Origin of the sequence: Acidovorax temperans (genome assembly GCF_028596105.1) — a bacterium.
Taxonomy (GTDB): Bacteria; Pseudomonadota; Gammaproteobacteria; order Burkholderiales; family Burkholderiaceae_C; genus Acidovorax; species Acidovorax temperans.
The window spans coordinates 2,163,518-2,188,954 of the sequence record NZ_CP117193.1 but is presented as its reverse complement, the minus strand read 5'-3'; the positions used below and the strand labels follow the sequence as shown (position 1 = coordinate 2,188,954).

General features: G+C 61.9%; 25 protein-coding genes. 9 read left to right on the top strand and 16 right to left on the bottom strand.

Annotation, left to right across the window (positions count from 1 at the left end; all coding sequences use genetic code 11):
• Positions 1-49 precede the first annotated feature (49 nt).
• Together mobA and moaA are read right to left on the bottom strand one after the other, a co-directional pair.
• A complete protein-coding gene (gene mobA / locus PQV96_RS10370; protein WP_273625189.1) occupies positions 50-679 on the bottom strand; it encodes a molybdenum cofactor guanylyltransferase MobA in 630 nt (209 codons plus the stop codon).
• A 95-nt stretch (positions 680-774) separates the two neighbouring features.
• The gene (gene moaA / locus PQV96_RS10365) at positions 775-1,911 is read right to left on the bottom strand and encodes a GTP 3',8-cyclase MoaA (protein WP_198846322.1); all 1,137 of its coding nucleotides are present in this window, start codon (positions 1,909-1,911) and stop codon (positions 775-777) included.
• A 220-nt stretch (positions 1,912-2,131) separates the two neighbouring features.
• On the opposite strand from moaA, the gene PQV96_RS10360 reads away from it, so the two are divergent.
• The gene (locus PQV96_RS10360) at positions 2,132-2,971 is read left to right on the top strand and encodes a type IV pili methyl-accepting chemotaxis transducer N-terminal domain-containing protein (protein ID WP_273625188.1); all 840 of its coding nucleotides are present in this window, start codon (positions 2,132-2,134) and stop codon (positions 2,969-2,971) included.
• A 34-nt stretch (positions 2,972-3,005) separates the two neighbouring features.
• Here PQV96_RS10360 and PQV96_RS10355 read toward each other — a convergent pair whose 3' ends face one another.
• From PQV96_RS10355 to PQV96_RS10340, 4 genes are all read right to left on the bottom strand, one after another.
• Positions 3,006-3,767: an SDR family oxidoreductase gene (locus PQV96_RS10355; protein WP_207374367.1), complete on the bottom strand. Its 762-nt coding sequence runs from the start codon at positions 3,765-3,767 to the stop codon at positions 3,006-3,008.
• Between the two features lie 59 nt (positions 3,768-3,826).
• On the bottom strand, positions 3,827-4,420 hold the full coding sequence (locus PQV96_RS10350; RefSeq protein ID WP_273625187.1) for a DUF2889 domain-containing protein: 594 nt from the start codon (positions 4,418-4,420) through the stop codon (positions 3,827-3,829).
• A gap of 47 nt (positions 4,421-4,467) precedes the next feature.
• Entirely contained in the window at positions 4,468-5,901 is a 1,434-nt protein-coding gene (locus PQV96_RS10345; RefSeq protein WP_207374365.1) for an aldehyde dehydrogenase family protein, read from the bottom strand.
• Between the two features lie 113 nt (positions 5,902-6,014).
• Positions 6,015-6,722, bottom strand: a complete 708-nt coding sequence (locus PQV96_RS10340; RefSeq protein WP_044396307.1) for a Crp/Fnr family transcriptional regulator — start codon at positions 6,720-6,722, stop codon at positions 6,015-6,017.
• 378 nt (positions 6,723-7,100) lie between these two features.
• On the opposite strand from PQV96_RS10340, the gene PQV96_RS10335 reads away from it, so the two are divergent.
• Entirely contained in the window at positions 7,101-7,625 is a 525-nt protein-coding gene (locus tag PQV96_RS10335) for an Mpo1 family 2-hydroxy fatty acid dioxygenase (RefSeq protein WP_207374364.1), read from the top strand.
• A gap of 124 nt (positions 7,626-7,749) precedes the next feature.
• Here the strand turns inward: PQV96_RS10335 and PQV96_RS10330 are convergent, their stop codons facing one another.
• On the bottom strand, positions 7,750-7,884 hold the full coding sequence (locus PQV96_RS10330; protein ID WP_255523535.1) for a hypothetical protein: 135 nt from the start codon (positions 7,882-7,884) through the stop codon (positions 7,750-7,752).
• 189 nt (positions 7,885-8,073) lie between these two features.
• A complete protein-coding gene (locus tag PQV96_RS10325; RefSeq protein WP_273625186.1) occupies positions 8,074-10,155 on the bottom strand; it encodes a sodium-translocating pyrophosphatase in 2,082 nt (693 codons plus the stop codon).
• Between the two features lie 239 nt (positions 10,156-10,394).
• On the opposite strand from PQV96_RS10325, the gene ppa reads away from it, so the two are divergent.
• On the top strand, positions 10,395-10,931 hold the full coding sequence (gene ppa, locus PQV96_RS10320; protein WP_273625185.1) for an inorganic diphosphatase: 537 nt from the start codon (positions 10,395-10,397) through the stop codon (positions 10,929-10,931).
• A 356-nt stretch (positions 10,932-11,287) separates the two neighbouring features.
• Positions 11,288-12,919 carry a methyl-accepting chemotaxis protein gene (locus tag PQV96_RS10315; protein WP_273625184.1) on the top strand — a complete coding sequence of 544 codons (1,632 nt, stop codon included), beginning with the start codon at positions 11,288-11,290 and terminating at the stop codon, positions 12,917-12,919.
• 119 nt (positions 12,920-13,038) lie between these two features.
• Here PQV96_RS10315 and PQV96_RS10310 read toward each other — a convergent pair whose 3' ends face one another.
• Positions 13,039-13,182 carry a hypothetical protein gene (locus PQV96_RS10310; RefSeq protein ID WP_273625183.1) on the bottom strand — a complete coding sequence of 48 codons (144 nt, stop codon included), beginning with the start codon at positions 13,180-13,182 and terminating at the stop codon, positions 13,039-13,041.
• A 250-nt stretch (positions 13,183-13,432) separates the two neighbouring features.
• On the opposite strand from PQV96_RS10310, the gene PQV96_RS10305 reads away from it, so the two are divergent.
• Positions 13,433-15,577 (top strand): methyl-accepting chemotaxis protein, encoded by a 2,145-nt coding sequence (locus PQV96_RS10305; RefSeq protein WP_273625182.1) that lies wholly within the window; start codon positions 13,433-13,435, stop codon positions 15,575-15,577.
• A 104-nt stretch (positions 15,578-15,681) separates the two neighbouring features.
• On the opposite strand, the gene PQV96_RS10300 is transcribed toward PQV96_RS10305, so the two are convergent.
• A complete protein-coding gene (locus tag PQV96_RS10300; protein WP_273625181.1) occupies positions 15,682-16,959 on the bottom strand; it encodes a GNAT family N-acetyltransferase in 1,278 nt (425 codons plus the stop codon).
• Positions 16,960-17,039: 80 nt separating this feature from the next.
• Here PQV96_RS10300 and PQV96_RS10295 point away from each other — a divergent pair, with 80 nt between their 5' ends.
• Positions 17,040-18,698, top strand: coding sequence for an NAD+ synthase (locus tag PQV96_RS10295; protein WP_207374358.1), 1,659 nt, complete (start codon positions 17,040-17,042; stop codon positions 18,696-18,698).
• Between the two features lie 72 nt (positions 18,699-18,770).
• Complete coding sequence (locus PQV96_RS10290; RefSeq protein WP_044396316.1) at positions 18,771-19,109, top strand: P-II family nitrogen regulator; 339 nt, start codon at positions 18,771-18,773, stop codon at positions 19,107-19,109.
• 73 nt (positions 19,110-19,182) lie between these two features.
• On the opposite strand, the gene PQV96_RS10285 is transcribed toward PQV96_RS10290, so the two are convergent.
• The 6 genes from PQV96_RS10285 to PQV96_RS10260 are packed head-to-tail and all read right to left on the bottom strand — an operon-like array spanning position 19,183 to position 22,700.
• Complete coding sequence (locus PQV96_RS10285; protein ID WP_207374357.1) at positions 19,183-19,776, bottom strand: LOG family protein; 594 nt, start codon at positions 19,774-19,776, stop codon at positions 19,183-19,185.
• A complete protein-coding gene (locus tag PQV96_RS10280) occupies positions 19,769-20,173 on the bottom strand; it encodes a diacylglycerol kinase (RefSeq protein ID WP_142080860.1) in 405 nt (134 codons plus the stop codon). Before PQV96_RS10280 ends, PQV96_RS10285 begins: the two co-directional genes overlap by 8 nt.
• A gap of 45 nt (positions 20,174-20,218) precedes the next feature.
• The gene (locus tag PQV96_RS10275; RefSeq protein WP_082758808.1) at positions 20,219-20,758 is read right to left on the bottom strand and encodes an RDD family protein; all 540 of its coding nucleotides are present in this window, start codon (positions 20,756-20,758) and stop codon (positions 20,219-20,221) included.
• A 12-nt stretch (positions 20,759-20,770) separates the two neighbouring features.
• Entirely contained in the window at positions 20,771-21,667 is an 897-nt protein-coding gene (locus tag PQV96_RS10270) for a DUF3106 domain-containing protein (RefSeq protein ID WP_207374356.1), read from the bottom strand.
• 29 nt (positions 21,668-21,696) lie between these two features.
• Complete coding sequence (locus PQV96_RS10265; protein WP_066696526.1) at positions 21,697-22,134, bottom strand: DUF3619 family protein; 438 nt, start codon at positions 22,132-22,134, stop codon at positions 21,697-21,699.
• A complete protein-coding gene (locus PQV96_RS10260; protein WP_044396330.1) occupies positions 22,131-22,700 on the bottom strand; it encodes an RNA polymerase sigma factor in 570 nt (189 codons plus the stop codon). The genes PQV96_RS10265 and PQV96_RS10260 overlap by 4 nt, the downstream gene beginning before the upstream one ends.
• Positions 22,701-22,987: 287 nt before the next feature.
• On the opposite strand from PQV96_RS10260, the gene PQV96_RS10255 reads away from it, so the two are divergent.
• Positions 22,988-24,769: an acetolactate synthase 3 catalytic subunit gene (locus PQV96_RS10255; protein WP_066788672.1), complete on the top strand. Its 1,782-nt coding sequence runs from the start codon at positions 22,988-22,990 to the stop codon at positions 24,767-24,769.
• A 139-nt stretch (positions 24,770-24,908) separates the two neighbouring features.
• Complete coding sequence (gene ilvN, locus PQV96_RS10250; RefSeq protein ID WP_044396337.1) at positions 24,909-25,400, top strand: acetolactate synthase small subunit; 492 nt, start codon at positions 24,909-24,911, stop codon at positions 25,398-25,400.
• The last annotated feature ends 37 nt before the right edge of the window (positions 25,401-25,437 follow it).

The following is a 25,437-nucleotide window of genomic DNA, read 5'->3' as shown; positions in this document are numbered from 1 at the left end:
CAATTCAGGAAGGCAAGGCGCACGCATGGCGCCGCCAGGGCGCTGCGGCTCAGGGGGCGGTGCGCTCCAGCGCCTGCAGTTCGGCCAGCGTGTTGGCGTTGAAAAAGGCTTTGGGGTCATCGCCCGGTGTGTCAAACGGCACGGTCACGCAGCGGTGCTGGGCGGTCCAGGCGTCAATTTTGCGACCGCCCGCCTGGGTGAAGCGCACCAGGCTTTCGAGCAGGTCTACGCGCAGCAGGCAAAACACCGGCTGGGGCCGCACGGTGATGTGGCCTGTGCCGTCATCTTCAGGGGCTGCGGCCATGGCAATGTCGGCCTGTTGTTCATCGGCTGCCTGGGCCAGGCGGCTGGCCAGGTCCAGCGGAAAAAGCGGGGTGTCGCACGGCACGGTGAGCAGCCAGGGCGTTTCGCAGTGTTCCAGCCCGGTCAGAAAGCCGGCCAGGGGGCCTGCGTAGTCATTGTTGGCGTCGGGCCACACCGGTGCGCCAAATGATTCGTAGGCGGCCAGGTTGCGGTTGGCGTTGATCAGCGAAACCCCCACCTGCATCTGCAGCCGCATCAGCGTGTGCAGCGCCAGTGGCAGGCCGCGAAAGGTTTGCAGCCCCTTGTCTACCCCGCCCATGCGCGAGCCGCGCCCGCCGGCCAGGACGAGTCCGGTGATGTCTAGCGTGTCAATCATCAAGAGGCCTTTGAAAAGAGAAAAAAGCGAGCCCTCGATTGTGCAGGCTGCCTTGCAGACCCAAGGCGCCGAGGGTCTACAGCCCGCGCAGCCGCCTAGCCTCCGATGTAGCTCATCTCCACGCGGCGCGCGCCCTGGGAGTTGTCTGCGGGCAGGGTGCTGCGCAGTTCGGAATAGCGGTCAGTGCGCTGCTGCCAGATGGGCGCGATGGCTGCGGCAATGTCTGCGTCACTGGCACCGCCGCGCAGCAGCGAGCGCAGGTCGTAGCCTTGCGAGGCGAACAGGCACAGGTACAGTTTGCCCTCGGTGGAGAGGCGGGCGCGATTGCAGTCGTGGCAGAAAGCCTGCGTCACGCTGCTGATGACGCCCACTTCACCCAGGGCTGGGTCGTGCTGGCCGCTGGCGTCGGCATAGCCCCAGCGCTCGGCGGTTTCGCCGGGGCTGCTGGGCTCCAGCGGCACCAGGGGCAATTCAGCGCGCAGGCGCTCGATCAATTGGGCCGAGGGCAGCACTTCGTCCATGCGCCAGCCGTTGGTGGCGCCCACGTCCATGTATTCAATGAAGCGCAGCGTGGTGCCCGTGCCGCGAAAGTGGCGCGCCATGGGCAGAATTTCGTGGTCGTTGGTGCCGCGCTTGACCACCATGTTCACCTTGATGTGCGACAGCCCAGCCGCGTGGGCCGCCTCGATGCCCGCCAGCACGTCGGCCACCGGAAAGTCCACATCGTTCATGCGGCGGAACACCGCATCGTCCAGTCCGTCCAGGCTCACGGTCACGCGGTTCAGCCCGGCTTCTTTGAGCGAGCGCGCCTTGCGCGCCAGCAGCGAGCCGTTGGTGGTGAGGGTGAGGTCCGGCGCCTTGCCGTCCACCGTGCGCAGCTGTGCCAGTTGGGCAATCAGCTCTTCGATGTTCTTGCGCAGCAGGGGCTCGCCGCCTGTGAGGCGAATCTTGCGCACCCCGTGCGCCAGGAACAGCGAGGCCAGCCGGGTGATTTCTTCAAAGCTCAGCAGCGCGCTGTGCGGCAGGTACGGGTAGTCCTTGTCGAACACTTCCTTGGGCATGCAGTAGTTGCAGCGGAAGTTGCAGCGGTCGGTCACGCTGATGCGCAGATCACGCAGGGGGCGCCCCCGGGTGTCCACCAGCAAGCCAGTTGCTGGAGAAGGGTGCAGAGGTACCTGGGCCACCAGGTCGGCGTGGCGCTGGTCCACCAGGGGAATGACACGTTCAGCCATGGGCGGGATTGTGCCCCAAGGCCTTCACTGGGCGGGGTACCCGCACTGGATTCTCTTGATCCGCATCAAGGGATTGGCGGTTGGCGGCGTGCGGATCTTCGCTGCTGCGCGCTGGCATTGCATTGATTTGCCGCAAGAGGTTGGTTTAACATTTTCATGACAATTCTCTGCATTTCGGGAAACATTCTTTCACCCTGATTGCATAGAAAGCCCTACTGCCATGACCTGTCGTAATCAACCCGTCGTTTCCTGTTCCCACCAACGTCGGCGCATGGTGCAGTGGGTGGCTGCCGGGGTGGTTCTGCCCACCTGGGCCGCCACGGCGCAAGCGCAAATGGCGCTTTCTGCGGCCATCAACGTGTCGGGCTCGTTCCGCGCGCTGTCGCAGCGCATGGCCAAGGCCTATTGCCAGCAGCATCTGCAGGTGATGCCCCTGGCGGCGCTGGATGTGCTGGCCAAGGTGCGCAAGCAGGCACAGGCCGGCGCTGCCGACTTGGCCAAGGGCTCCACGGCGGGCGCCTGGCCCGCAGATTTGAGCCGCCAGCTTGAAGAGGTGCAAAAGCAGTACACCGTGCTCAACACCCTGACGGCGACTGCGCCTTCCAAGGCCTCGGCCGCCGCCGTGGCCGAGCAGGCCGACCGCATGATGACAGCGGCCCAGACGGCCACCGAATCGCTGGAGAAACTGGCCCGCGCCCCCAGCGCCAAGCTGGTGGGCATGGCAGGGCGCCAGCGCATGCTGTCGCAGCGCATGGCCAAGCAGTACTTTTTGCTGGCCGCGGGTGTGGACCCCAAGGCGTCGCAGACCCAGATGAATGCTGACGCCACAGAGTTCAAGCAGGCTCTGCAGGCGCTGGCGGCAGCGCCGGTGTCTACCCCCGCCATTCGCACCGAGCTGGAACTGGGGCAGGCCCAGTGGCTGTTTTTTGAAGCTGCCATGCGCCGCCACCCCGATACCAAGGGCATGGAAGCCGTGGCCACCACCAGCGAACGGCTGCTGGAGGTGATGGACCGGCTCACGTCCCTGTACGACGCAGCCCTGCGCGAAGTGCTGGGCTGAAGCCACGCAAGGCGCCAGCTCTGCCCCGGGCAGATCAAACGCAGCGGGCGCCGTCCACCTCAATGCACACGCCGCTGATGAAGGCGGCTTCGTCACTGGCGAGGTACAGCGCGGCGTTGGCCACATCCTGCGCGGTGGAAAAGCGCCCCAGCGGGATGGTGGCCAGGAACTTGGCGCGGCGGGCATCGTCCACCGGGCCGCCCGCAAACTCGGCCGCCAGGCCGGTGTTGGGGTTGAACACCGGGTTCAGACAGTTCACGCGGATGTTGTCGGGCCCCAGCTCCGCCGCCATCGACTTGCTGGTGGTGATGACGGCGCCCTTGGAGCCGTTGTACCAGGTGAGGCCGGGGCGGGGCCGCAGCCCGGCGGTGGAGGCAATGTTGATGATGCTGCCCCCACCCGCACGGCGCAGTGCAGGCACGGCATGGATGGCGCTGAGGTAGATGCTCTTGACGTTGATGGCGTAGACCTTGTCGAACTCGTCTTCGCTCACCTCCAGCATGGGGCGGTTGCGGTGCGTCCAGCCTGCGTTGTTCACCACCACATCGAGCTTGCCAAACAGGCGCTCGGCCTCGGCCACCATGGCCTGGACCTGGGCAGATTGGGTCACGTCCGCTTGGAAGAACGCTGCCTTGCCGCCCGCAGCGGTGATTTCGGCCACCACGCGCTGGCCGCCTGTGGTGTTGATGTCATTGACCAGCACCTGGGCGCCTTCTTGCGCCAGGCGCTTGGCAATGCCTTCGCCAATGCCGTTGCCGGCGCCGGTGACGATGATGGATTTGTTTTGCACGCGCATGGCTGTCTCCTTTGTGTTTGCTCTGTTTTTGATAGCTGCTTGCGCTTGATGGGTAAGCGCTAGAAGCTCTTTTTGCCTGTGGGGTTGTGTGGGGTGGAAGGCTGCGTATTGGCCTCGCCACGCCCGTAGAACTGCGGAAAGTACTCTTTCACCCCGTTGCCCTCAAAGTCCCAACCGGTGCATTGGCCCAGGTGCCGGGGCGGGGTGTCCGGGTCGCCGCCACCAAAGGCGGCAGGCAGGGTCTGGAAGGCGGCAGTGGCCATGTTGAACAGCACCTCGCGCAGGTGGGTGCAACTGGCCACCCCGCCCATGTGCTGCGCGATGGCCTGGCGCCAGCCGCGCGCCATGCAGGCGCCCACCATGCCCTGCAGAGCCGGGCGCGCCTGTGGGCAGTCTTGCAGCGGGTGGGCGTCCATGGCGGCTTCAATGGCGTGCACCACCAGCTGGCGGTCAATCGTCACCCGCAGCCACATGTGGTGGATGGGGTCCCCTGCCAGCCGAACGCCCTGGTGGCGAAACGATGGCATGTCGTGTGCCTTGCTGTCGTGCAATTCGGCTTCCATGTCCCACAGGCCGTCTTCACGTTCGTAGCCTTGGTAAGTAACGCGGCGGATATGGCTGGTTTTGCGAGGGACGGGAGCTGACAGGGGCATGGGAAAGAAGCGAGCGAAGAGCAGGAGGACAGGGGAATCGGGCGGCTTTAGCCGTGCTTGATGGCCACGGTTTTCAGGGTGGTGAACCCATACAGCGCCTCAAACCCCTTCTCGCGCCCGTAGCCGCTGGATTTGACGCCGCCAAACGGCAGCTCCACACCACCGCCCGCGCCATAGTTGTTGATGAACACCTGGCCGCTGTGCACGCGCTTGGCCATGCGGAACTGGCGCGCGCCGTCGCGCGTCCAGATGCCTGCCACCAGCCCGAATTGCGTGGCGTTGGCCAGCTCCACCGCATGGTCTTCGTCCTGGAAAGCCATGGCCGAGAGCACGGGGCCGAACACTTCTTCCTGTGCCAGGCGGTGGCCCACAGGCACATCGCGCAGCAGGGTGGGGGCCTGGTAGAAGCCGCCTTCGGGCGCCTCGTCCACCACCACGCCTTGCGCCACCATGGGGATGCCAGCCACTTGCGCGTCCGACAAAAAGTCCCACACACGCTGCTGCTGGCTTTGGCGAATCAGGGGGCCCACGTCCAGGTCCATGGCGGCGGGGCCTACGCGCAGCTTTTCAAAGGCGTTGCCCAGGCGCTCCAGCAGGGGCTCGTAGATCAGAGAGTCGATCAGCACGCGCGAGCCCGCCGAGCAGGTCTGCCCGGCGTTTTGCACGATGGCGTTGAGCACCACGGGCACGGCTGCGTCGAGGTCCGCATCGGCAAAGATGATTTGGGGGCTCTTGCCGCCCAGCTCCAGCGTCACGGGGCAGTGGCGCTCTGCCGCCACCTGCTGAATGATCGTGCCCACCTTGGGGCTGCCGGTGAAGCTGATGTGGTCAATGCCGGGGTGGCGTGCCAGTGCATCGCCCACTTCGTGCCCATAGCCCGTCACGATGTTGATGGCGCCGGGCGGAAAACCCACCTCGGCCGCGAGTTGCGCCACGCGGATCAGCGACAGGCAGGCATCTTCGGCCGGTTTCACAACGCACACATTGCCCGCCGCCAGCGCGCCGCCTACGCTGCGGCCAAAGATCTGCATGGGGTAGTTCCACGGGATGATGTGGCCGGTGACGCCGTGCGGCTCGCGCCAGGTGAGCACGCTGTAGCCATCCAGGTAGGGAATGGTTTCGCCGTGCAGCTTGTCGCAGGCGCCGGCATAGAACTCGAAGTAGCGCGCCAGCGCCACGGCATCGGCCCGGGCCTGTTTGGTGGGTTTGCCGCAGTCGCGCTGCTCCAGCGCCGTGAGTTCGTCGGCATGCTCCAGCACCTTGGCCGACAGTTTTTGCAGCAGCCGGCCCCGGTCTACAGGTGCCATGCGCTGCCACACCGCCTGGTAGCACTGGCGCGCCGCATGCACGGCGGCGTCGATGTCGTCCGCGTTGCTGCGCTGGATTTCGTCAAAAGGCTGGCCGTCAGAAGGGTCGATCACCGCAAGCGTGCGGCCAGACGAAGACGGGACGGAGGCGTTGGCGATGTAGTTCAGTTGCATGATGACATTCTGCATAGAAATCGAATGCGTGCTTACTATTTAGCCGAAATGGGCTGTAGCGCCTGTACTGCAAGCGACAGTAGCTCTCTTTTTGATAGCGCCGGTGGCTCGCCTCAGGCGTAGGTGCGGCGCAGCCCGGCCAGGTCCATGATTTCGACCTCGCCGCGCTGCACGCGCACCAGCTGGCGGGCTTCCAGGTCTTTGAGGATCTGGTTGGTGGTCTGGCGCGAAATGGACAGCATTTGCGACAGCTGCTCTTGCGACAGTGCAATCACCCGGCGGGTGAGGCCATCGGCGTTCCATTGGCCATAGCCCTCGGCCATCATCACCAGCCTGCGGGCCAGGCGCTGGGGGGCTGGCAGCAGGGCGGCGTCTTCCAGGGCGATGAAGGCGGTGCGTAGCTTGTCGGTTACCAGCAGCGCCAGGGCGTGCCAGTGCTCGGGGTGGCCGCGCAGCCATTCCTGCAGCGGTTCGTTGGGTACATGCAGCAGCGTGCAGGGCTCGGCCGCCACGGCGTCGTGGCTGCGCACATTGCCATCAAACACCGAAATTTCGCCAAACCACTGCGGGGGCTCCAGGCGGGTGAGCAGCGCAGAGCGTGCGTCGTCAGACCGCCCGCCCGTGCCTGACACGGTGAGTGCGCCACGCAGCACGGCATACAGCCCGCAGGGCGGGTCGCCACGCAAGAACAGGGACTGGCCCACGGTGAGTTGCCGGATGCGGCCCATGCGCAGCAGTGCCGCCGCAAATTCAGGGGGCAACTGGGCGAACCAGCGCCCCGATTGGAGCGCGATGAGGTGGGCGGAGACTTCGGTCGTCATGCAGTCAGAGATCAGGGTCGGCGGGGCAAAAGGGCAAGCGCGGCAAGAGTCTGCGCCAGGAGGGGATGCTCAGGCAGCTCAGACGTGCCGTGGGCCAGGAAGCAGCAAGGCTTGCGGTGCTGTGTGCATGGCCGCTTGGGTGCGCGTCGAAAAAGGCAGGGACCGGGCAGGGTAGGCAATCACAAAAAGGGGGCGGCTTGGGCGCAAAAAAAGGGGCAGAAACAGGGACTACAAGGGCTGCGGGCAGCGATAAAGAGCCAGTCCCGCACAGTCACAGGGGCGCTGTTGCCGCCTCTGTTTTTGTCGGCTGCACGACAGACGTTATCGCCTTTGGCGAGAGACATTGAATCCTGCTCAAAACAACGACTGGAGACACCCATGAAAACCCTGATCGATCACTTGGCGCAATACGCCGCCTACCACCGCGATCCGCGCAACATCCACACCCATTTTGTTGGTGTGCCCATGATCATGTTTGCCGTGGTGGTGCTGCTTTCACGCCCGGTGTGGTGGCTGGGCATGGTGCCCGTGAGCCCGGCGCTGGCCTGCGCCGTGGCGGCTGGCATTTTCTACCTGCGGCTGGATGTGCGGCTGGGGCTGGTGATGTCGGCTCTGCTCGCCGCCATGCTGGTGGGGGCGACTGCCATGGCGCCCCTGGGCACCACAGCCTGGCTGGCCTGGGGACTGGGGCTGTTTGCCGTGGGCTGGGTGATCCAGTTCGTGGGCCACTATTTCGAGGGCCGCAAGCCCGCCTTTGTGGACGATGTGATGGGTTTGCTGGTTGGGCCCCTTTTTGTGGTGGCCGAATGGGGCTTTGCGCTGGGTTTGCGCGCAGAAGTACAGCACGCCGTGGAACAGCGCAGCGGCCCAGTGCGCAGGCGTGACCTGCGTCAGACGGCCTGAGGGTGAAGAGGGATATTGATAAAAATAGCCTCCAGCGCTTTCCTGTCAAGCGCAAGTAGCTATGAAATCAATAGCGAAAATGCCCTGAGCCGCGAGGGCTGCGCTGCGGCGTGAACCGCCTGGCTCAGCCGGTTTCACCCACTGGTGTGAAGCGGTGGCGGTTGTGCTCCAGCCACTGGGCCGACAGGTTGCTGGCCTGTTGGTTGGGGTGAAAGTCGCGCCGCCGGTAGGCCCACCATGGCCGCCAGATGTGACGCACCAGCCCTGTGGGGCCGAACAGGGTGTGCCAGGCACTGGCGGCGAACGACCAGCTCGGTCATGGCGTGTCTCCTTCTTCTTTTGTGCGCTTTCCTTGCATGGTGAAGGTGAGTGAGAAGGGCGTCAATCAATCATTGCGCAAGGCCCCGCCCCAGCCGTGGTTGGCGTCATGGCGCGGGGCTGGGCCTGATTACCCTGCGTGGAACTTGACCACCAGCGGCACGATGAGCAGCGCCACGATGTTGATGATCTTGATCAGCGGGTTGATGGCGGGGCCGGCGGTGTCCTTGTAGGGGTCACCCACGGTGTCGCCCGTCACGGCGGCCTTGTGCGCTTCAGATCCCTTGCCGCCGTGATTGCCGTCTTCGATGTACTTCTTGGCGTTGTCCCAGGCGCCGCCGCCCGTGCACATCGAAATCGCCACGAACAAGCCGGTGACGATGGTGCCCATCAACAAGCCGCCCAGCGCCTTGGGGCCCAGCAGCAGGCCCACCACGATGGGTACCACCACGGGCAGCAGGCTGGGGATCACCATCTCTTTGATGGCGGCAGTGGTCAGCATGTCCACGGCCTTGCCGTACTCGGGCTTGCCCGTGCCGTCCATGATGCCGGGAATGGTGTTGAACTGGCGGCGCACCTCCACCACCACGGCGCCCGCTGCGCGGCCCACGGCCTCCATCGCCATGGCACCAAACAGGTAAGGAATCAGCCCGCCGATGAACAGGCCAATGATGACCAGCGGGTCCGACAGGTCGAAGGTGATGGCCCGGCCGTAGCTTTCGAGCTTGTGGGTGTAGTCCGCAAACAGCACCAGCGCAGCCAGTCCGGCCGAGCCAATCGCGTAGCCCTTGGTCACGGCCTTGGTGGTGTTGCCCACGGCGTCCAGCGGGTCGGTGATGTCGCGCACGCTGCTGGGCAGCTCGGCCATCTCGGCAATGCCGCCGGCGTTGTCGGTGATGGGGCCGTAGGCATCGAGCGCCACCACGATACCGGCCATGGACAGCATCGACATCGCCGCCACGGCAATGCCGTAAAGGCCCGCCAGCTGGTAGGCCACCAGGATGGCCAGGCACACAAAAATCACCGGCCAGGCGGTGGAGCGCATGGAAACGCCCAAGCCCGCAATGATGTTGGTGCCATGGCCCGTGGTGGATGCCTGTGCGATGTGGCGCACGGGGGAATATTGCGTGCCGGTATAGAACTCGGTGATCCACACCAGCGCGGCCGTCAGCACCAGCCCGGTGGCGCAGGCGCCAAACAGCTTCATCTGGCTGCCGCTGGCGGTGATGGCGTTGTCCGGAATGATCCACAGCGTGACGAAGTAGAACGCGATGAGCGACAGCACGCCGGCAATCGCCAGGCCCTTGTACAGCGCGGGCATCACGTTCTTCATCCCGGGGGATGCCTTCACAAAAAAGCAACCGATGATCGACGCGATGATGGACACCGCTCCCAGTGCCAGTGGGTACACCACTGCGTTGACCGGGGCGGCGCCCACCATCAGTGCACCCAGCACCATGGTGGCAATCAGCGTCACCGCATAGGTCTCGAACAGGTCGGCCGCCATGCCGGCGCAGTCGCCCACGTTGTCGCCCACGTTATCGGCAATCACCGCGGGGTTGCGCGGGTCGTCTTCAGGAATGCCCGCCTCGACCTTGCCCACCAGGTCGGCGCCCACATCGGCCCCCTTGGTGAAGATGCCGCCGCCCAGCCGCGCGAAGATGGAGATGAGCGACGAGCCAAACGCAAAGCCGATCAGCGGATTGAGCAGCGTGGCCAGTTGTGCCGTGGGCTTGAGGTTGCCGTTGCCTGCGAGAAACCAGAAGAAACCCGTCACGCCCAGCAGCCCCAGCCCCACCACCAGCATGCCGGTGATGGCGCCGCCGCGAAACGCCACATCGAGCGCCGGCCCGATGCCTTGCGTGGCCGCCTGGGCCGTGCGCACATTGGCGCGCACCGACACGTTCATGCCGATGAAACCGCAGGCGCCCGAGAGCACCGCGCCCACCACAAAGCCCACGGCCGTCGTGCCGTCGAGAAAAATGCCGATGAGCACCGCCAGCACCACGCCGACGAGGGCAATGGTCTTGTACTGGCGCGCCAGGTAGGCCGCCGCGCCCGCCTGAATGGCCGCCGCAATTTCTTGCATGCGCGCATTGCCGGGGTCTTTGCCAAGGATCCAGCCCCGCGCCCAGATGCCGTAGGCCACGGCGACCAGCCCGCAGACCAGGGCCAATAAAAGGGGAGGGGTGATTGCTGTGCTGTCAGCCATTCAGTGCTCCTTCATATGCGGTTGCACGGTTGGAAACACGACGCATCGGTGGTGCTTCCGCTGCGTTGCTTCCTCGGGCCCCAGGGCGGGGCCGATTGGCCAACGGTCTCAATTTACAACCAAACCCCCTGTTGCAAGCGGGCAGAAAGGGGCATGCCTCTAAAATCAGGGTTAATCCCGACGCTCAATGGAACGCCATGCTTCGCGGGTTACTGTTGCAAACCACTATTTTCAAAAACATGTCCCTCAACAACGTCACCCCTGGCAAGAACATCCCCGAGACATTCAACGTGGTCATCGAAATCCCGATGAACTCTGACCCCATCAAGTACGAAGTGGACAAGGAGTCGGGCGCGATTTTTGTGGATCGTTTCATGACCACCGCGATGCACTACCCCACCAACTACGGTTATGTTCCCCAGACCCTGTCGGGCGACGGCGACCCGGTGGATGTGCTGGTGATCACGCCTTACCCCCTGCACCCCGGCGTGGTGGTGACCTGCCGCCCCCTGGGTATCTTGATGATGGAAGACGAGGCCGGTGTGGATGGCAAGGTCATCGCTGTGCCCACGTCCAAGATCCTGCCCATGTACGACCACTGGAAGAACATTGACGACGTGAACGCCATGCGCCGCAACGCCATTGCCCACTTCTTCGAGCACTACAAAGACCTGGAAAAGGGCAAGTGGGTCAAGGTGATTGGCTGGGAAGGCATTGATTCCGCCAAGAAGGAAGTCATGGACGGCGTGGCCAACTACCAAAAGAGCCAGGCCTGATTTGAGTCAACTGCGGCAACCGCCGCTGCGCTCACACTGCAAAAGCACCTGGGTATTTGCCCAGGTGCTTTTTTGTTGCCCGGAGCTGCGTCGGGCGGCCATTTGCCAGAGGTTCTGTTGGGCTGCAGGCCGGACGAGTGGCACGGAATACACAAGTAAAATTATCAATTAAGTTGTATTTATCAAATTTAATGGATATATTTCATTATGCATTGCAACATAGCGATGTTGAACCTGGTTCTGGGCGGTGAAGTACCTGTTTTGGCTTGGCGGCACGCCGGCAACGGTTTTGATCGCAGAACAGAGCATCTGTCATGATGGGTGTGTACGCGCCCCCTCAATTTTCGGAGTTATCAATGAGCGATTCTTCCCGGCAACTGCCTCGGCACGCCCAGGGTTCCATGCACATCATGGGAGACCGCGTGATGTTGGCTGCCATCGCGATCAGCGCGATCACGTCAGTGGCGTTGGGCTTCAATTTCGTGGAATCAGGCCTGGCCTGGGGTGTGTCGGCCGTCTTGATGGTGGTGGCGGTCATTGCGTATGCCAGTGCGGCAGGCGCATTGGCTTCCCGGCTGGTGTTGGCCTTTGTGCAGTCGGCCTTCGTGGCGCTGCACATTCAGCTCGCTCAGGGGCAGACCGAACTGCACTTCGGTGTGTTCGTCACGCTGGCATTGCTGCTGGTGTACCTGGACTGGCGTCCCATCGTGTTGTCAGCCCTGGTCTTCGCGGTGCACCATGTGCTGTTTGACCGTTTGCAGGCCGCAGGTTTTGGCGTGTACTGCCTGACCGAGGCCAGCTTTGTGCGCACGCTCAGCCATGCGGTGTATGTGGTGATCCAGACCTCGCTGGAGGTGTTGATGGCTGTGAGCCTGGGGCGAACCGCCCGCGCGGGGCAGGAGCTGCGGAATCTCGTGGCCGCGGTCGATAGCGGAGACAGCATCACCTTGCATGGAGCCCGAGCCGTCCATGTCAGCACGCCGGCAAGCCAGGCCTTGCAAAGCACCCTGCTGCGCATGGAAGCCGCTGTGGTGGCTGTGCGCCAGAATTCGGAAAGCGTGGCCTCGGCCTCGGCCCAGATTGCCTCGGGCAACAACGACCTGAGCGCACGGACAGAACAACAAGCCAGCGCTCTGGAAGAAACCGCCGCGTCGATGGAAGAACTCGGCTCCACCGTGCGGCAAAACGCAGACAACGCCCGCACCGCCAACCAGCTGGCCATGAACGCATCTACCGTCGCCGCCCAGGGTGGTGAAGTTGTGGCCGAAGTGGTCGAGACCATGAAAGGCATCAACGCCAGCAGCAACAAGATTGCCGACATCATCAGCGTCATCGACGGCATAGCCTTCCAGACCAACATCCTGGCGCTCAACGCCGCTGTGGAAGCCGCCAGAGCGGGTGAACAAGGCCGAGGCTTTGCCGTGGTGGCCGGTGAAGTGCGCAGCCTGGCCCAGCGCAGCGCCGAAGCTGCCAAGGAAATCAAGAGCCTCATCACCGCCAGCGTAGAGCGGGTGGAACAAGGCAGCGCGCTGGTAGACAAGGCTGGAGCCACCATGACAGAAGTCGTCACCGCCATCCGGCGCGTGACAGACATCATGGGCGAGATCAGCGCGGCCAGCAGCGAACAAAGCGCAGGCGTAGGGCAGGTGGGAGAAGCTGTCACGCAGATGGACCAGGCCACGCAGCAGAATGCGGCTTTGGTCGAAGAGATGGCGGCGGCAGCGGCCAGTCTGAACAGCCAGGCGGGGGAATTGGTCAACGCTGTGGCGGTTTTCAAGCTCGACGCAAACGCCGCTGCTGTCCGGGCTCCGGCGCCTGCAGCGAAGGTGGCCGGTTCAGCACCCCAAGGGCTACTGAACCGTGGGCGCTCTTCAGCAAAGCCTGCGTCTGCGCCTCGGGCAGCGGCGCCCCGAGCACTGCCTGCAGCCAAAGCACCCACAGCGCCAGCGACGCCCAAGGCCAACGACGACGATTGGGAGAGCTTCTAAGCCTCTTCTCGATCGCCTTCCAACGAAGGCCGCTACCAAACCAAAGCACGCTGCAACCCAGCGTGCTTTTTTTATCAGCGCACCCCAACGCCGAGCGACTGCCTTTGCATCCATCTATGTCACGCATTGTTTAGCCGTGGTTTGCGAGGCTTAAACAGGCGCATGGCGGCGCCTGTCAACACGGTGAAATGCGAATCGCTATTTGTTACCGAACTGATACGTTGCTCGCCCGCCACATCCTCGTATTTGATGGATGGATTCACTGTGAACAAGTTTTAATGTGATATTTATGATTGTTATGATATAAATACGGTGGATAATGTGTGTTGACTTGTGTCGAAGCGCTGCGTCCAATGCAAGTGAGGCCCGACCGCCCAGCAGTGTTGTGGCGCTGGCCTCACGTCAATCGCCTTGGCAATCCTGAGGTGGGTGATGGGCTGTAGTGGGAGTTCGACGAGCTTGGCAGTACGCTTGTGCCACTTTGGTGCGCAGGCGCTTTTTAAGAGAAATACGATGAACCAATTCAAGATCGGTACCCGTTTGGGCTTGGCTTTTGGCCTTGTTCTTTTGATCACCGCCGTGATTGCCGCAGTAGGCTTTTGGCGTCTGTCCATGCTCAAGGAAGCCACTGTTCGTATCGCCACTGTGGAGATTGAGCGCAACCAGCTGGCCATGGAGTGGAAAGCCGGGATTGATTTGAACTGGACACGTGCCTCTGCAGCGCTCAAGGCCACGGACGATACGTACATCGCCGCGCTGGGTGCCGATATGTCGGCCACCACCAAAGAGGTGAGCGAGAAGCAGAAAAAACTCGAAACCTTGATTGACAGTGACAAGGGTAAAGAACTGCTGGCCAAAGTGGCCACTGCCCGCAAAACCTATGTGGATGCCCGCGCCAAGCTGCTCGAGCGGAAAAAGGCAGGGGAAGATGTGTTCGCGTTGGTCGATAGCGATCTCCGCCCCATGGCCCAGAACTACATCCAGTCGCTTGAAAACGTCACCAAGTACACCTACGACGAGCTGGCTGCTTTTGAAAAGTCGGTATTGAGCTCTGCGGAGACCAGTCAGTGGGTGCTGGCGATCGGGGCTGGTGCCTCGTTGGTATTGGGTTTGCTGTTTGCGGTGTGGGCCACGCGTTCCATCACCACCCCCGTGCAGCGTGCGGTGGAGGCTGCTGAAGAAATCAGCAAGGGCAACCTGTCTGTTCGCATTGATGCTCAGGGCAAGGACGAGGCAGCCCGCCTGTTGCGCGCACTGTCGGAGATGCAGGAAAGCCTGTCGCGCATCGTGGGTCATGTGCGTGAAGGCTCACAAAGCGTAGCGGTGGCTTCGTCTGAAATCGCTTCGGGCAACAACGACCTGAGCGCCCGCACAGAGCAACAGGCCAGCGCCCTGCAGCAAACGGCTGCGTCCATGGAGCAGCTCAATTCGACCGTGCGCCAGAACGCCGACAACGCCCGCCAGGCCAACCAGTTGGCGATGAGCGCCTCTACTGTGGCGGTGCAGGGTGGCGAAGTCGTGGGCCAAGTGGTGGAGACCATGAAGGGCATCAACGACAGCTCGCGCAAGATCTCCGACATCATTGGCGTGATCGACGGCATTGCCTTCCAGACGAACATCCTGGCGCTGAACGCTGCCGTGGAAGCCGCCCGCGCAGGCGAGCAAGGTCGTGGCTTTGCCGTGGTGGCCAGCGAAGTGCGCAGCCTGGCTGGTCGCTCGGCCGAGGCCGCCAAGCAGATCAAGACCTTGATCAACGACAGCGTGGAGCGCGTAGAGCACGGTACGTCGCTGGTAGACCAAGCCGGCACCACCATGACGGAAGTGGTGGGTGCGATCAAGCGCGTGACGGACCTGATGGGTGAGATCAGCGCTGCCAGCAATGAGCAAAGCCAGGGCGTCAGCCAGGTGGGTGAAGCGGTAACCCAAATGGACCAGGTCACTCAACAAAATGCGGCCCTGGTGGAAGAAATGGCCGCGGCGGCCAGCAGCCTGAACAACCAGGCCCAGGATCTGGTTGACACCGTGGCCTTCTTCAAGCTGGCCGCGGGCGAGGAGCGCGTGTCTCGCACGCAAGCTCCGCGCATGGGCTCTGCGCCCGCATCTGCTTCGGCCCGATTCGCTGCGGCACCCGCTGCCGCGCTGGGTCGTTCGTCCGCCGGATCGGAAGGCCCCGCTTTGGGCATTAATCTGGACAACGCCATTCAAGCGCACGCCAACTGGCGGGCCAAATTGCGCACGGCCGTGGCTCAGAAAGAAACTCTGGACGCCGACACCGTGTCGCGTGACGATTGCTGCGAGCTGGGCAAGTGGCTGCACGGCGCGGGTAGCTCTCAGTACGGCGGCAAACCGTCGTTTGTGCAGCTGCTGGAGTCGCACCGACAGTTCCACCAAGAAGCTGGCAAGGTGGCGCGCCTGATCAACCAGGGCGCTTATTCGGAAGCTGAGAAGCAGTTGGAGAACAACACCGGTTTCTCCAATGCCTCGCAAAAAGTGGGTGCTGCCGTGATCCAGCTGGCCAAGGAGCTGAAGGTAAAAATGGCAGGTGCCGCCACTTCCAAGAAGGCAGCAGCGACGCCTGCGCGGCAAGTGGCCTACAGTGCCCCTGCCAAGTCCAAGGCGCCTGCGGCATCCGATGATGGAGACTGGGAGTCGTTCTAAAGCTGCACAGACCGTTGGCTGCAGCCTGCGCTTGAAGGCTGTAGTGAACCGGTTAATCCATTGACCCACAAGGCCGGTGCGTTGCACCGGCTTTTTTCTTGGGGTCAAGCCGGGTTTTGAGGTTTGCGAAAAGGCGTGCGTTCGTGCAGCGATTGCAGATAGGCGTCCACTCCTTGTCCCTCGCGTTCCAAAAAGCGTTCCACCGCATCGGCAAAATCGGGGTGCGCCAGCCAGTGGGCGCTGCTGGTCTGCACAGGCAGCAAGGCCCGCGCCATTTTGTGTTCGCCTTGGGCGCCGCCTTCAAAGCGGTGCACGCCATGCTCAATGCACCACTGCAAAGGCTGGTAGTAGCAGGCCTCAAAGTGCAGGCAGTCCACGCGTTCCAGCGCCCCCCAATAGCGCCCATAGGCGATGATTTCAGTATCTTTTTGGCCTGTAGCGCTTACGGGGAAAGCGCTGGTAGCTATCAAACTGCTAGCAATGTTGCGGCCATCGCGCTCGGCAATGAACAGCACCCAGGTTTCGGGCATGGTGCGCGCCATGTCTTCAAAAAAGGTACGGGTCAGGTAAGGCGGGTTGCCGTGTTCGAGGTAGGTGCGTTCGTAGCAGCGGTAGAAGAAATCCCAGTCGCTTGTGCTGATGTCCTTGCCCTGCAGGCAGCGAAAAGTCACGCCTGCATCGGTCACACGGCGTCGCTCTTGTTTGATCTTCTTGCGCTTTTCCTGCGCCAGGCTGGCTAGAAAGTCGTCAAAGCTGGTGAAGCGATTTGGCATCGCCAGCCATTCCGACGTTGCTTCGCTAGACACAACAGGTGCTACAGGCGCCGTGTTTTGCCAGTGGAACTGCACGGTGTGGCGCAACATCAGGCCCTGGTCGGCGCAGGTGGCAATGTCTTCTTCTGCCGCAAACAGCAAGTGCAATGATGAGATGTCTTCTTCCATGCACCACTGGCGCGCAGCCTGCACCAGCTGTGCCCGCGCAGTGGCATCACGCGCCAGCAAGCGGGTGCCCGGCACAGGGGTGAAGGGCACGGCTACCAGCGCCTTGGGGTAATACGGCACGCCGTGTTGCTCGTAGGCGCTGGCCCAGGCCCAGTCAAACACATATTCGCCATACGAATGGGTTTTCAGGTACAGCGGGCAGGCGGCCACCAGCACCCCCGCGTCCCACAAGGTGAGGAAGCGCGGCGTCCAGCCCGTGCGCGGCGTGGCGCTGCCGCTGCTCTCCAGTGCAGCCAGGTATTCATGCCGCATGAAGGGCGTGGCGTGGGCTTGATGCGCCAGCAATGCGTTCCAGGCTTGTGGGTCCACATCGAGCACGCTCGCGTGTACGCGCGCGATAATGTGCGACTCAGCCACGGCGTGTTCTGGGGGGGCAGGCATCCATCAGGATTTTCTGCGTCAACCCCGCGGGGGCGGTGTGGGCGTTGTTCCACCAGGCCTGCAAGGCCCTTATCAATTCCATGACGCTCTCCATTTGCACAGCTCAGCTCAATTTCGTGGTGGGCGATATGCCCGGCAATGCGCAAAAGATCATTGCCGCTGCCCGCGAAGCCCATGCCTTGGGCGCGCAGCTGTTGCTGACGCCCGAGCTTGCAGTGTGTGGCTATGCGGCCGAAGACCTGTTTTTGCGCCCCGCTTTTCTTGCGGCTTGCGATGATGCCGTGAAAGCCGTGGCCCGCGAAACTGCAGGGTTACAAGGGCTGGCGATCGTGCTGGGCCACCCTCAGGCCCTGTCTGCCGATGCGGCGGCTTTCAGCGTCTGCCGCAATGCCGCCAGCGTGGTGCGCAATGGGCAGATCGAGCAGACCTATTTCAAGCGCGAGTTGCCCAACTACCAGGTGTTTGACGAGCGCCGCTACTTCGTGGCGGGGCAGGAACCGTGCGTGTTTGAAGTGGCTGGAGTGCGGGTGGGTGTGCTGATTTGCGAGGATGCCTGGTACCCCGCAGCCGCACGTGATGCAGCGGCTGCGGGCGCAGAGGTGCTGGCGGTTATCAACGCGTCGCCGTTTCACCTGGGCAAGAGTGCCGAGCGCGAGCAAACCATGCGGGAGCGCGTGGCGGAGACGGGTTTGCCCCTGCTGTACGCGCATCTGGTGGGTGGGCAGGACGAAGTGGTTTTTGAAGGCCGCTCGTTTGCTTTGGGGGCTGATGGGCGTGTGGCCGGGCGCGCGCCTGGTTTTAAAGAAAATCTGTTCACAGTGCGCTTGCAGAAAGCGCAAGATGCTATTAAATTAATAGCTGATATGGCCCCCGTGCCGAGCGCCGATGCAGACCTGTGGGACGCGCTGGTGCTGGGCGTGCGCGACTATGTCACCAAGAATGGCTTCCCTGGCGTGCTGCTGGGGTTGTCCGGCGGCATTGATTCGGCCCTGGTGCTGGCGATTGCGGTAGACGCTCTGGGGGCCGACAAGGTGCGGACGGTGATGATGCCGTCACCCTACACGGCAGACATCAGCTGGATCGACGCCCGCGACATGGCTGCACGCCTGGGCGTTCGTTACGACGAAATCTCCATTCGCCCTCAGTTCGAGGCTTTCAAGTCGGCCCTGGCGCAAGAGTTTGCAGGCCTGCCCGAGGACACGACTGAAGAGAACCTGCAAGCCCGCATTCGCGGCACCTTGCTGATGGCCTTGTCCAATAAATTTGGCCAGGTGGTGCTCACCACGGGCAATAAGAGCGAGATGGCCACGGGCTATTGCACGCTGTATGGCGACATGGCTGGCGGCTTCGCTGTCATCAAGGATGTGGCCAAGACCCGCGTGTTTGAGCTGGCACGCTGGCGCAACGCCAATGACCCGTATGGCACGGGTAGCAACCCCATCCCGGAGCGCATCATTACCCGCCCGCCCAGCGCCGAGTTGCGGCCTGACCAGAAAGACCAGGACAGCCTGCCGCCTTACGAGGTGCTGGACGCCATCGTGCAGCGGTACATGGAAAATGACGAGCCCATCGAGTCCATCATCGCTGCCGGGTATGCGCGGGCAGATGTGGAGCGCGTGACGCGGCTCATCAAAATCAACGAATACAAACGCCGCCAAGCGCCCGTGGGCATTCGCGTCACAAAGCGCAGTTTTGGTAAAGACTGGCGTTACCCTATCACCAACAAATTCCGCGCCTGAAGGCAGGTTTGCCACCTGTCACTAGCCCTTCAGCGTGCTCGCCAATTTTTTACATCGCCCCAGGAGACTCCTATGAAAATGATCACCGCCGTCATCAAGCCCTTCAAACTGGAAGAGGTGCGTGAAGCGCTTGCCGAATGCGGCGTGACCGGCTTGACGGTGACCGAGGTCAAAGGTTTTGGGCGCCAAAAAGGCCACACCGAGCTATACCGAGGCGCGGAATACGTGGTGGACTTTCTGCCCAAGGTGAAGGTGGAGGTAGTGGTGAAAACAGAGGACGTGGACCGCTGCGTCGATGCCATCGTGAACGTGGCCCGCACCGGCAAGATCGGTGACGGCAAGATTTTTGTGACCCCCGTGGAGCGCGTGGTGCGCATCCGGACCGGAGACCTGGACGATGCGGCCATCTGACGATGCCGCGGTTGGTGGGGTAGGTAGCCCCACTGACCACCTGAGGCGCAAGGTGCGCCCTTTGAACAGCTTTTTAGATCACTGCACGCAGTGGGGTGGCTGGTTGGTCGGGGCCGGTTGCCAGCACCAGGTTGCGTAGCAACGCTGCCGGAGTCGTCTCCGTTTGCAGCAGCTCCATCTGCCAGTCGCCCATGAAGCCGCTCTTCACGCTGGTCTGCAGAAAACCTAACAGGCCATCGTAATAACCCGCCACGTTCAGCAGGCCCAAGGGCTTGCCGTGGTAGCCAAGCTGGCGCCAGGTCCACACTTCAAACAGTTCTTCAAACGTGCCGATGCCGCCCGGCAGGGCCACAAAGGCATCGCTGCGCTCGGCCATCATCGCCTTGCGCTCGTGCATGTTCTGCACGATGTGCAATTCATCGCAGGCATGGTCGGCCAATTCCTTGTCTACCAGCGCCTGGGGAATCACGCCCACCACGCGACCGCCTGCGAGGCGCGTGGCCTCTGCCACGATGCCCATGAGCCCGCTGCGTCCGCCGCCGTACACCAGCTGACCCGAGTGTTCCCCGATCCAGCGGCCTACCTCTTGTGCGGCTTGCGCGAATGCGGGGTTCTCTCCTGGGCGTGAACCGCAGTAGACACAGATCGAAAACGTGGGTTCAGCCATGAAAAATCCTTTGAGCGATAGCGGCTACCCAGATCCCGCCGCACAGCAGCAATGCCAGCAGCACGGCGGCGCTGCCCATGTCCTTGGCGCGTTTGGAAAGGTCGTGCCACTCCGGGCCAATGCGATCAATCGCCGTTTCGATCCCTGTGTTGAGCAGTTCGACGATCATCACAATCACTACAGAACCTGCCAGCAAAGCGACCTCTACCCAGCTCTTGCCCAGCCAGAAGGCCAGGGGAACGAGTACCAACGCTGCCAGAGCTTCCTGGCGGAATGCGGTTTCGTGCCAGCCTGCCTTCAAACCTTCAATGGAATAGCCAGCGGCATGCCAGACGCGGTTAAGCCCTTTGCGGTTTTTTTGTGCGTTGGCTGGTGATGTGGGGGGTGGGATGGACATGTGAGGTCGTCGTGGAGAGGGCTGGGCGACCAAGCCGCCCCGGTATTATTTTTTGCCCGGATCAAAATGCACCAGACGGGTGCCCGCCCATGCGTCATGCCAGAACTGCTGCGCAGGGTGGAAACGGCTCAAAATAGCCCACATCGCCACCCAACCGCCCAGCAGGACCAGCACTTCAAGGGCTGGTACACCAAAGGAATAGGCTGCCAGGGGTGGAAGGAACCATACCCAGCACAGCACGTAGCGCAACGCAGCGCGCGCTTGCGTGACAGGCGCGCCAGTGGGGCTGACTACGCGGATGTGCCAGGTTTTTTGTGCAAGCGTCTGGCCGCGCGACCAGAACCACCCGAAATAGATGCCGAAGACCACAAACAGGAACCCCATGCGCAGGCCGCGGTTGGCCAATGCGTGGCGAGACTGGCTCAGCGTATCAAACAGGTACGACGCGATGAAGACCACGCCAAACATCAGAATGCCCTCGTACAGCCAGCACGCCATCCGCCGCGTGATACTGGGTGTTTGAAGCTTGCTGGACTGAGGGGCGGGCGATGGGATGGAGGAGCCGGATTCGGGAAGAGCAGACATGCCTGAAGGGTATCACTGCGGCTGGTAGCCAATATCTTCCGGCCGGGGTTGCAGTGCAGGGGCTGGTGCGGGCTCCGATGCAGCCGGACCGCTCGGCAGCGGAGGCAGCGAGGAGGGGGTGGCCGAAGGCGTGGAAACCGGGGTCGTCTCCACCACAATGGGTGCCGCTGGTGCTCGGGCAGGCTCCGCTGGTGGGGTGGTTGCTGGCACGGGGACTACCACCAAGGTGCGCGGCAGGTGAGGGTCCGTCGGTGTGATCTTGGGTGGGTTGACTCGGGCCGGCCCTGCTTGCGTGGCTGCGGGAACTTGCACCAGTTTCTTGGGAGACACGGGGCGCAAAGCAGGCGCCGCTCCCGCTGGCTTGGTGGGAGCATCAGCAGCCAGTGAGCGCTTTTCTTCATCGCTCAGCGCCTGATAAGCCTCCCAGTGGGCCCGCTTGTCATTGGGTGCCAGCCGCTGCGCGTCTGCATAGTTCAGGCGTGCCTGGCTGCGTTGTCGAGCACTCAAGCTTGACCACTCGGTCATGCGGTTGTGCAGTTTCTCCTGCTCTTCAGGCGGCAACGTTTCAAAGGCCTGTGCCAGCGCAAGCCAGCGGCGCTTTTGACTTTCGCTCAAAACAGCCCATCGCTCTGCCAGCGGATAGAGCGCCAGTTTTTGGGGTGTTGTGAGGGTTTCCCAACCAGGGCCCGAGGCCATTTCGGTGAATGCCTCTGAAGGCTGAAGTACCGTAGCCGCAGCAGGCCGCAGCTTGGTAACGGGCTTGGAAGGCGCTGCAGGCAGCAGCGTGCCTGGAGCAAGAAGAACGTACTGCGCTACCTGTACGCTCGCAACCGCCATCGCGCCCAAAAGCACCAAAGCCAGCACGATGGCTGGCGTGTTGGTGAGCGCGGCGGTTTGTTCTGTTTGCATGCAGGCCGTGGGCGGAGGGTAAAAGCGCGTCAGTTGCGCGCAGCAGCAGTCTTCAAAAATTGCATGAACCCTGGATCGGCATATGCCTCAGGGGGCAGGTCGTCGGTGAGCAGGGCTGCATCCACTTCCGCCACTTCATTGAGCCCATTTTCGTCTTGGGCTGCGTTTATAGCGAATAGTCCAATCACCAGTGCCATGAGGGGGATGGCCGATACCAGCGCGTTCCACCACCCGCCGTCACCTCCGCGTCCCAAAATAGCTGTGGAGCCGGAGTGCAGCACCACGGGAGCTGCTTTGCGCACCGGTGCTACCACTTTGCGCTTGGCCAGTGCCTGCATGCGAGCGGCCCGCAGGCGTTCGCTGATGTCGTAGGGCAGGTCTTCAGTGCCTTGCGTCATCCGTGCCGCAACCCGGCGAGCAAAAAGGTCTGCGGCTGCGTCGTTAGAGGGGTGGGGTGCGGTGTTCATAACTCGATTCCTTTGGCCTTGAGTGCCTTGCTCAGTGTCTGGATGGCTCTGAAACAATGTGTTTTTACGCTTCCCTCGGAACAGCCCATAGCGGCGGCCGTTTCTGCAACATCCATTTCTTCCCAGTAACGCATGAGGAACGCCTCCCGTTGACGCGCGGGGAGCTCCTGGATCTCTGTTTCTATCTCGCGAAACGTCTGGGCTCGTGTGGTTTCGTCTTCGGCGCTTTCTGCGCGCTCTCCGTTGTCTGGGCCAGAGTATGCCTCTAGCAAATCAAAATCCATGCCATCTTCGCCTGGGCCTTCGAAGTCGCTCATGTTCGAAAACAGTGCGTTGCGGGTCTTTTGCCTGCGAAACCAGTCCAGGGTGCAGTTGGAAAGGATGCGCTGGAACAGCATGGGTAGCTCTGCTACCGGCTTGTCCCCGTAGTGCTCCGACAGCTTGAGCATGCTGTCTTGCACGATGTCCAGGGCCGCCTCCTCGTTACGCACGTGGTAAAGCGAGCGCTTGAATGCGCGCTTTTCTACGCTTTTGAGGAAATCGGAGAGTTCTTGTTCAGTTGCCAAGACAAATGGGCCCGCAATGGTGCAACGCCATGGTTGGTGGTGCTAACAACACCCACAGGCTGGTAAGCCCTCGATTATCTCATTTTTGATGTTTTTTTTGAAAGGCAGCGTGTGAGCTTGTGTTGCAGTGCGATAATCTGTGAGCAATTCAAAAGGCAAACGGGTCACGGTCCGGCGCGGCAATCATCCCGCCTATGTCCTTGGCCTCAAGTTCCAAGCTGGCTTCACAAGAGCGCGTGCGAGGAGCACCCAAGGTTTTTCGTTAGAGAAATTCACAAAGGTTGATCATGGAAATTTCCAAAGCAGAACTCGCAGTGGCAGCCGCTGCACAGGCATCCGCGAACGCTTCGCAGGATCTGATGGGTTCCGAGATTCTCGTCAAGTCGCTTCAAGCAGAGAACGTTCAGTTCATCTGGGGGTACCCAGGCGGAGCTGTTCTCTATATTTACGACGCTCTCTACAAGCAAGACACCATTCAGCATGTGCTGGTGCGCCACGAACAGGCCGCAGTGCACGCTGCAGACGGGTATGCCCGCGCCACCGGTGAAGTGGGTGTGGCATTGGTGACATCCGGCCCGGGCCTCACGAATGCCGTGACCGGCATCGCTACCGCCTACATGGACAGCATCCCGATGGTGATCATCTCTGGTCAGGTGCCCACGGCAGCCATTGGTCTGGATGCTTTCCAGGAATGCGATACGGTCGGCATCACGCGCCCCATCGTCAAACACAATTTCCTGGTCAAAGATCCGCGCGATCTGGCCATGACGCTCAAGAAGGCATTCCACATTGCCCGTTCTGGCCGTCCAGGGCCGGTGGTGGTGGATATCCCCAAGGATGTCTCTTTCAAGAAGGTGCCTTACACAGGATATCCACAAAGCGTAGAAATGCGCTCTTACAACCCCGTGCGCAAGGGCCACAGTGGCCAGATTCGCAAGGCGCTCCAGCTGCTGCTGGCCGCCAAACGTCCCTACATCTACACCGGTGGCGGCGTGTTGCTGGGCAACGCGACGAACGAGTTGCGCACGCTGGTGGATATGCTGGGTTACCCCGTCACCAACACGCTGATGGGCCTGGGGGCTTACCCGGCTTCTGACCGCAAGTTCCTCGGCATGCTGGGCATGCACGGCACCATTGAAGCCAACAACGCCATGCAGAACTGCGACGTGCTGCTGGCGGTGGGGGCGCGCTTTGATGACCGCGTGATCGGGAATCCCAAGCACTTTGCGCAAAACGATCGCAAGATCATCCACATCGATATCGATCCTTCCAGCATCTCCAAACGCGTCAAGGTGGACGTGCCGATCGTGGGCGACGTCAAAGATGTGTTGACCGAGCTGATTTCCATGATCCGCGAAAGCAGCACACGCCCCGATGCGGGTGCGCTGTCGGCTTGGTGGGACACGATTGAAGCCTGGCGCAGCCGCCAGTGCCTCAAGTACGACATGGGCTCGCCTGATGTCATCAAGCCCCAGTACGTGGTTGAAACGCTCTGGAACATGACTAAAGACGCGGATGCCTACATCACGTCGGATGTGGGTCAGCACCAGATGTGGGCTGCCCAGTATTACCGCTTTGATGAGCCGCGCCGCTGGATCAACTCGGGTGGTCTTGGCACGATGGGCGTGGGTATCCCTTACGCCATGGGTATCAAGTTGGCCAAGCCTGATGCTGAAGTGTTCTGCGTCACCGGCGAAGGCTCGGTGCAGATGAACATCCAGGAACTGTCCACCTGCCTGCAGTACAACACACCGATCAAGATTTGTGCGTTGAACAACCGTTATCTGGGCATGGTGCGCCAGTGGCAAGAGATTGAATACTCGGGCCGCTACAGCCACAGCTACATGGACGCGTTGCCCAACTTCGTGAAACTGGCAGAAGCGTACGGCCATGTGGGCTTGCTCATTGAGCGCCCTCAGGACGTGGAGCCCGCGCTGCGCGAAGCCCGCAAGCTCAAGGACCGCACCGTGTTCCTGGACTTCCGTACCGATCCCACCGAGAACGTGTTCCCGATGGTGCAGGCCGGCAAGGGCATTACCGAAATGCTGCTGGGTTCGGAAGACCTTTAAGCAAAATCGGCCTCCAGCGCTTTTCTGTAAAGCGCTAGCAGCTATCTAATTGATAGCATTTTTTGACGAATCTATTGTCTGTCAAGCCTGCGCATTACCGTGCGCAGGGGAGGGCAGCGAAAAGAGGAATCTCATCATCATGAAACACATCATTGCCGTTTTGCTCGAAAACGAAGCGGGCGCCTTGTCCCGCGTTGTGGGCTTGTTCTCTGCCCGTGGCTACAACATCGAGTCCCTGACCGTGGCCCCCACGGAAGACCCCTCGCTGTCGCGCATGACCATCCAGACCACGGGTTCTGACGACGTGATCGAGCAGATCACCAAGCACCTGAACCGCCTGATCGAAGTGGTGAAGGTGGTGGACCTGACCGAAGGCGCCTACACCGAGCGCGAGCTCATGATGGTGAAGGTGCGTGCCGTGGGCAAGGAGCGCGAAGAGATGAAGCGCATGGCCGACATCTTCCGCGGCCGCATCATCGACGTGACCGAGAAGAGCTACACCATCGAGCTCACTGGCGATCAGTCCAAGAACGACGCCTTTTTGCAAGCCATTGACCGTGCTGCCATTCTGGAAACCGTGCGCACGGGCGCCAGCGGCATTGGCCGCGGCGAGCGCATCTTGCGCGTGTAAGACAATCCCGAACTTTTATCCTTTACAACGTATTTCA